This window comes from Litorivivens sp., assembly GCF_041625495.1.
Lineage (GTDB): Bacteria > Pseudomonadota > Gammaproteobacteria > Pseudomonadales > Spongiibacteraceae > Litorivivens.
Window position 1 is genome coordinate 1 of the sequence record NZ_JBFJTH010000229.1, and the last position, 4,630, is coordinate 4,630.

A 4,630-nucleotide genomic window follows, 5' to 3' on the forward strand; every position below is an offset into this window, starting at 1 on the left:
ATACTGGGGCGCTGGTAGTATTCGTCGCGGTTCGCCGCCACAATGAGCGGGTACTTGGGGTGGGCCTTCCAGGCCACTACAATCAGGCACATGGCTGTGGTTTACATTGAGCATGTGGGCGCCATAATACCAAGGTTTTCTAGGCTTGTGATTAAATGAAAAACGAAAAATTCCCCGTGCGGCGAGAGGATAGCGCCCACTTGTGCTGTTAGTTGGCTACCTGCTGCTGGGTGCGGTGGCCGGCCTTACGGCTGGTCTGTTTGGTGTCGGTGGTGGCCTGATCATTGTCCCGGCACTGGTGTTTGCGTTCAGCTTTATGGATTTTCCCGCGACAACACTCACCCAGTTGGCGGTGGGGACCTCGCTCGCTACCATTGTGTTTACATCGGTCAGTTCGGTGCGTGCCCATCACGAGTACGGCAATGTCGATTGGCGTTTGTTCTGGAAATTGGCGCCGGCCATCGCGGTGGGTGTGGTTCTGGGTGTACACACGGCGGCGGGCATGGCGGGGCAGTTATTGCAGGGGCTGTTTGGCTGTTTTGCCCTGCTGATCGCCGCCCAGATGGGGTTGGGGCTGAAGCCTAAACCTTCCCGCGTGGTGCCGGGCCGGGTTGGCCTAACGGCTGCGGGGGGCGTGATAGGCTATGTTTCAGCCCTGTTTGGTATTGGCGGCGGTTCGCTTACCGTGCCGTTTCTCAGTTGGTCGAATGTGGTTATGCAGAAAGCGGTCGGTGTTTCTGCCGCCTGCGGTCTGCCCATCGCCATTGTCGGCTTTGCCACGAATATTTGGGCTGGCTGGGGGCGCGAGGATTTGCCTGCCTACAGCAGCGGGTTTGTATACTGGCCGGCGTTTTTAGGGGTTGTACTAACCAGCACCCTGTTTGCGCGCTTTGGTGCAAAGCTTGCCCAGCGTTTGCCGGAAGCTCACTTGAAGCGAGTGTTTGCCCTCTTTCTCGCCGTTGTTGGCGTGCAGTTTATATACAGGAATTTTTAGTTATGTTGCAGCATCCGGCATTTGACCCGGTCGCCGTTCAGTTGGGGCCAGTGGCGATTCACTGGTACGGTTTGATGTATCTGGCGGCCTTCGGCGCGGCCTGGTGGTTGGCGCGAACTCGCAGTCGTCAGGCTTGGCGGCCGGTTTCGCCTGAGCAGGTGGATGATATTATTTTTTATGGGGCGCTGGGCGTGGTGCTGGGCGGCCGGGTTGGTTATGTGTTGTTTTATGGCTTCGACCGCTTTCTGGCGGAGCCGTTGTGGCTGTTCAAGGTCAATGAGGGCGGCATGTCCTTTCACGGTGGCATGTTGGGCGTGATCCTGGCGCAGTGGTGGTATGCCCGGTCGCAGGGCTTGCGCTTTGGTGAGCTGCTGGATTTTGTTGCGCCGCTGGTGCCCATCGGGCTCGGCCTGGGTCGGCTCGGGAATTTTATTGGTCAGGAGCTGTGGGGGCGGGCAAGCGATGTGCCGTGGGCCATGGTGTTTCCGCGCGATCCGTCGCAATTGCCAAGGCATCCGTCGCAGCTCTATCAATTTGCGCTTGAGGGGCTGGTATTATTCGCCATCGTGTTCTGGTTTTCGCGCAAGCCTCGCCCGGCCTGGTCGGTTGGCGCGGTGTTTGTTTTGTTCTACGGCATTTTCCGTTTCCTTGTGGAGTTTGTGCGCGAGCCCGATGCGCATATTGGCTTTGTCGCCTTTGGCTGGCTAACCCGCGGCCAGCTGCTGTCTCTGCCGATGATTCTGGTGGGGATTGGTATTTTGGTGTGGAGCTACCGCAGGCAAAAATTTACTCAGGGTAATAAAGGCTAATCATGAAGCAGTATCTTGACCTGATGCAGGATGTCATTGATAACGGGGTCGACAAGTCGGATCGTACCGGTGTGGGCACGCGCTCCGTTTTTGGGCGGCAGTTACGCTTTGATCTGCAGCAGGGTTTCCCGCTGCTGACCACCAAAAAAGTGCACTTGCGCAGTGTGATCTATGAGCTGATCTGGTTTCTCAATGGCAGCTGTGACAACAGCTGGCTCAAGGAGCGCGGTGTCAGCATCTGGGATGAGTGGGCGCTGGAAGATGGCGACCTCGGCCCCATCTATGGCAAGCAGTGGCGCAGCTGGGCTTGTCCCGATGGTTCAACGGTGGATCAGATCAGCGAGCTGATCCGGATGATCAAGACCAAGCCGGACTCGCGCCGTCTGATAGTTAGCGGCTGGAACCCCGCAGACCTGCCAGATGAATCGGTGAGCCCGCATGAGAATGTGCGCAATGGCAAGGCGGCGCTGCCTCCCTGTCACACACTGTTTCAGTTTTACGTGGCCGAGGGCCGGCTCTCCTGTCAGCTGTATCAGCGTAGTGCTGACCTGTTTCTGGGGGTGCCCTTTAATATCGCCAGTTATGCGATGCTGACCCATATGGTGGCTCAGCAATGTGATCTGGAGGTTGGTGAGTTTGTGCACACGTTTGGCGACTGTCATCTATACCTGAATCATCTCACTGACGATATTGTGTATGAGCAACTAAAGCGGCGCCCGGGTGCGCTGCCAACGTTGCGCTTTGCGCGCAAGCCGGCGTCGATCTTTGACTACACCTTCGAGGATTTTGTTTTTGATAACTATGATCCACAGCCGGCGATCAAGGCGCCAATCGCCATATGACTTGCTTGGCGATGATTGCGGCCATGTCGCGCAACCGGGTGATTGGTCGCGACAATGCATTACCCTGGCATATTTCTGCAGACCTGAAGCACTTTAAGGCGACTACTCTGGGTAAGCCGGTGGTGATGGGGCGCAAAACCTTTGATTCCATTGGCCGCCCATTACCGGGGCGCACCAATATTGTGGTGACCCGTCAGTCCGGCTGGCACGCTGACGGTGTGCGCATAGCGCGCAGCACCGAGCAGGCTCTGCAGCTGGCAACCGAGGTGGCCGAGGCCGATGGTGTGGCAGAAGTTATGGTGATTGGCGGCGAGCAGCTCTATCGGTCGCTGTTGCCTCATGCGCAGCGGCTCTATCTCACGCAGGTGCAGGCCGAAATCGAGGGCGACGCCTATTTTCCGGCGCTGGATGAAGGTTGGGTGAAGGTGTCAGAGCAGCCTGGTATGGAAGGTGACTGGCGCTTTTCGTTTGTTGTTTACGAGCGCGGTGCGTAACGACGCTTTCGGAAAACAGCGGTTTTTTCGGTCGAAAAAGGTGTTACCCGGCTGGAACTTGTCGCCACCTACTAACAATTTTTCACTATTTTTACGTGGCTTTGTTAATTTTTTGTGGCAGTTGGGGTTGTGAGTTGGTCAATAAGTGATCTCCACTATGCCTTTTAGCCTGAAATTTAACCAGATTGTTACCTCGATTTAATAAAGTGTTACCGAAAGATGGAGAGTTCGTAACCACAGTACACGTTTGTGGGCTCGATTTTTGCCGTCACAGTCCCAAGCAGTCGGTCGTTGATTCTTAAGAATGCTCGTGATTAAAATGTGGGTCGCTGTGACCAATTACAGGTTTGTAACTTGCAGCTCTTTAAAGAATAAAACGGTCTGCTTTACACACATGTCCCTAATAGGAAAAGCAATCCCCATGAATATGCATCGATTGAAATCAGTCGCGCTTGCAGTGTCGCTATCTATGCTGGCTCTGACAGGTGCACAACTTCATGCTGCATCGTCTGATGAAGAAGCAGGCGAGGACGCAGCAGCGGCGGCTCCACCGGAGCCAAAAACAACGGTTAAGGAAGTGCTTGCCGTTGGCCACAAGAAGAACAGTGCGGCCCGCGAGTCTCAGGTTCGCATCGACAAGCTGGCATCGCAAACCAGCGATCTGCTTCAAGACTACAAGACCGTGATGAAGCAGGTAGATGGTCTGAAGGTGTACAACGCGCGCCTTGAGAAACAGATCACCAACCAGATTCGCCGAATTAAAGAGCTTGAGAAGTCTATCGATGAGGCGACAATTATTCAGCGCCAGATGATGCCTACCATCATCAAGATGATCGATGGCCTGGAAGAGTTTGTGCGACTGGACGTGCCCTTCCACAGGGAAGAGCGTGAACAGCGTATTGAATTCCTGCGTAATAACCTGGATCGCTCCGATGTGTCTATCGCGGAGAAATTCCGCCAGGTACTGGAAGCGTACAAGATCGAAACCGAATACGGTCGCAAGATCGATACCTACGCCGGTAAAGCTGAGGTTGACGGTGTTGAGCGTGATGTGAACTTCCTGCGCATTGGCCGTATCGCCCTGCTTTACCAAACCACTGACACCGACAAATCCGGTATGTGGAACAACGAGAAGCGCCAGTTTGAGCCGCTGGGCAACGAGTACAAGAGCGCCATCCTGAAAGGTTTGCGTATTGCTCGTAAGCAAGCGTCTATCGATATTATGAAACTGCCGATTCCTGCTCCGGAGGATGTTCAGTAATGAAAAAGACAATGTTGAAATCTGCATTGATCGCTCTGGGCAGTGCGCTGGCAATCGTTTCCGCGCCTGTAGTTGCCCAGGAAGCGAAATCCCTTGATGAGCTGCTGCGCCACGTGGAGCAGGGTCGCGTCAAGGAAGCCAAAGAAAATCGCGCCCGCGAAGAGCGTTTCAAAGCGGCTCGTTACCAACAGCAAGAACTGCTGGACGAAGCCCGCAATATGCTTAAAAAA

The 4,630-nt window shown here is 54.8% G+C and carries 6 protein-coding genes and 1 pseudogene; 6 read left to right on the forward strand and 1 reads right to left on the reverse strand.

Annotated elements, in window-relative coordinates:
- The coding region (locus ABYP39_RS17470) for an NRDE family protein (RefSeq protein WP_372783875.1) at positions 1 to 92 on the reverse strand (92 nt) is incomplete at its 3' end.
- A 110-nt stretch (positions 93 to 202) separates the two neighbouring features.
- Here ABYP39_RS17470 and ABYP39_RS17475 point away from each other — a divergent pair.
- The 6 genes and pseudogenes from ABYP39_RS17475 to ABYP39_RS17500 form a co-directional block, all read left to right on the forward strand.
- Positions 203 to 994 (forward strand): sulfite exporter TauE/SafE family protein, encoded by a 792-nt coding sequence (locus tag ABYP39_RS17475; RefSeq protein WP_372749707.1) that lies wholly within the window; start codon positions 203 to 205, stop codon positions 992 to 994.
- Between the two features lie 2 nt (positions 995 to 996).
- Positions 997 to 1,803, forward strand: a complete 807-nt coding sequence (gene lgt / locus ABYP39_RS17480; protein WP_372749706.1) for a prolipoprotein diacylglyceryl transferase — start codon at positions 997 to 999, stop codon at positions 1,801 to 1,803.
- Between the two features lie 2 nt (positions 1,804 to 1,805).
- Positions 1,806 to 2,645: a thymidylate synthase gene (locus ABYP39_RS17485; RefSeq protein ID WP_372748713.1), complete on the forward strand. Its 840-nt coding sequence runs from the start codon at positions 1,806 to 1,808 to the stop codon at positions 2,643 to 2,645.
- Positions 2,642 to 3,139, forward strand: coding sequence for a dihydrofolate reductase (locus tag ABYP39_RS17490; protein WP_372748711.1), 498 nt, complete (start codon positions 2,642 to 2,644; stop codon positions 3,137 to 3,139). The genes ABYP39_RS17485 and ABYP39_RS17490 overlap by 4 nt, the downstream gene beginning before the upstream one ends.
- Positions 3,140 to 3,560: 421 nt before the next feature.
- Positions 3,561 to 4,400, forward strand: a complete 840-nt coding sequence (locus ABYP39_RS17495) for a DUF3450 domain-containing protein (protein WP_372783873.1) — start codon at positions 3,561 to 3,563, stop codon at positions 4,398 to 4,400.
- Positions 4,400 to 4,630, forward strand: a pseudogene (locus ABYP39_RS17500) (energy transducer TonB); the annotation flags it as partial. The gene ABYP39_RS17495 and the pseudogene ABYP39_RS17500, both read left to right, overlap by 1 nt.

Bases quoted from the DNA above. Each gene is read 5' to 3' on its own strand.
- lgt (WP_372749706.1), top strand. From the start codon at position 997: ATGTTGCAGCATCCGGCATTTGACCCGGTCGCCGTTCAGTTGGGGCCA.
- ABYP39_RS17485 (WP_372748713.1), top strand. From the start codon at position 1,806: ATGAAGCAGTATCTTGACCTGATGCAGGATGTCATTGATAACGGGGTC.
- ABYP39_RS17490 (WP_372748711.1), top strand. From the start codon at position 2,642: ATGACTTGCTTGGCGATGATTGCGGCCATGTCGCGCAACCGGGTGATT.
- ABYP39_RS17495 (WP_372783873.1), top strand. From the start codon at position 3,561: ATGAATATGCATCGATTGAAATCAGTCGCGCTTGCAGTGTCGCTATCT.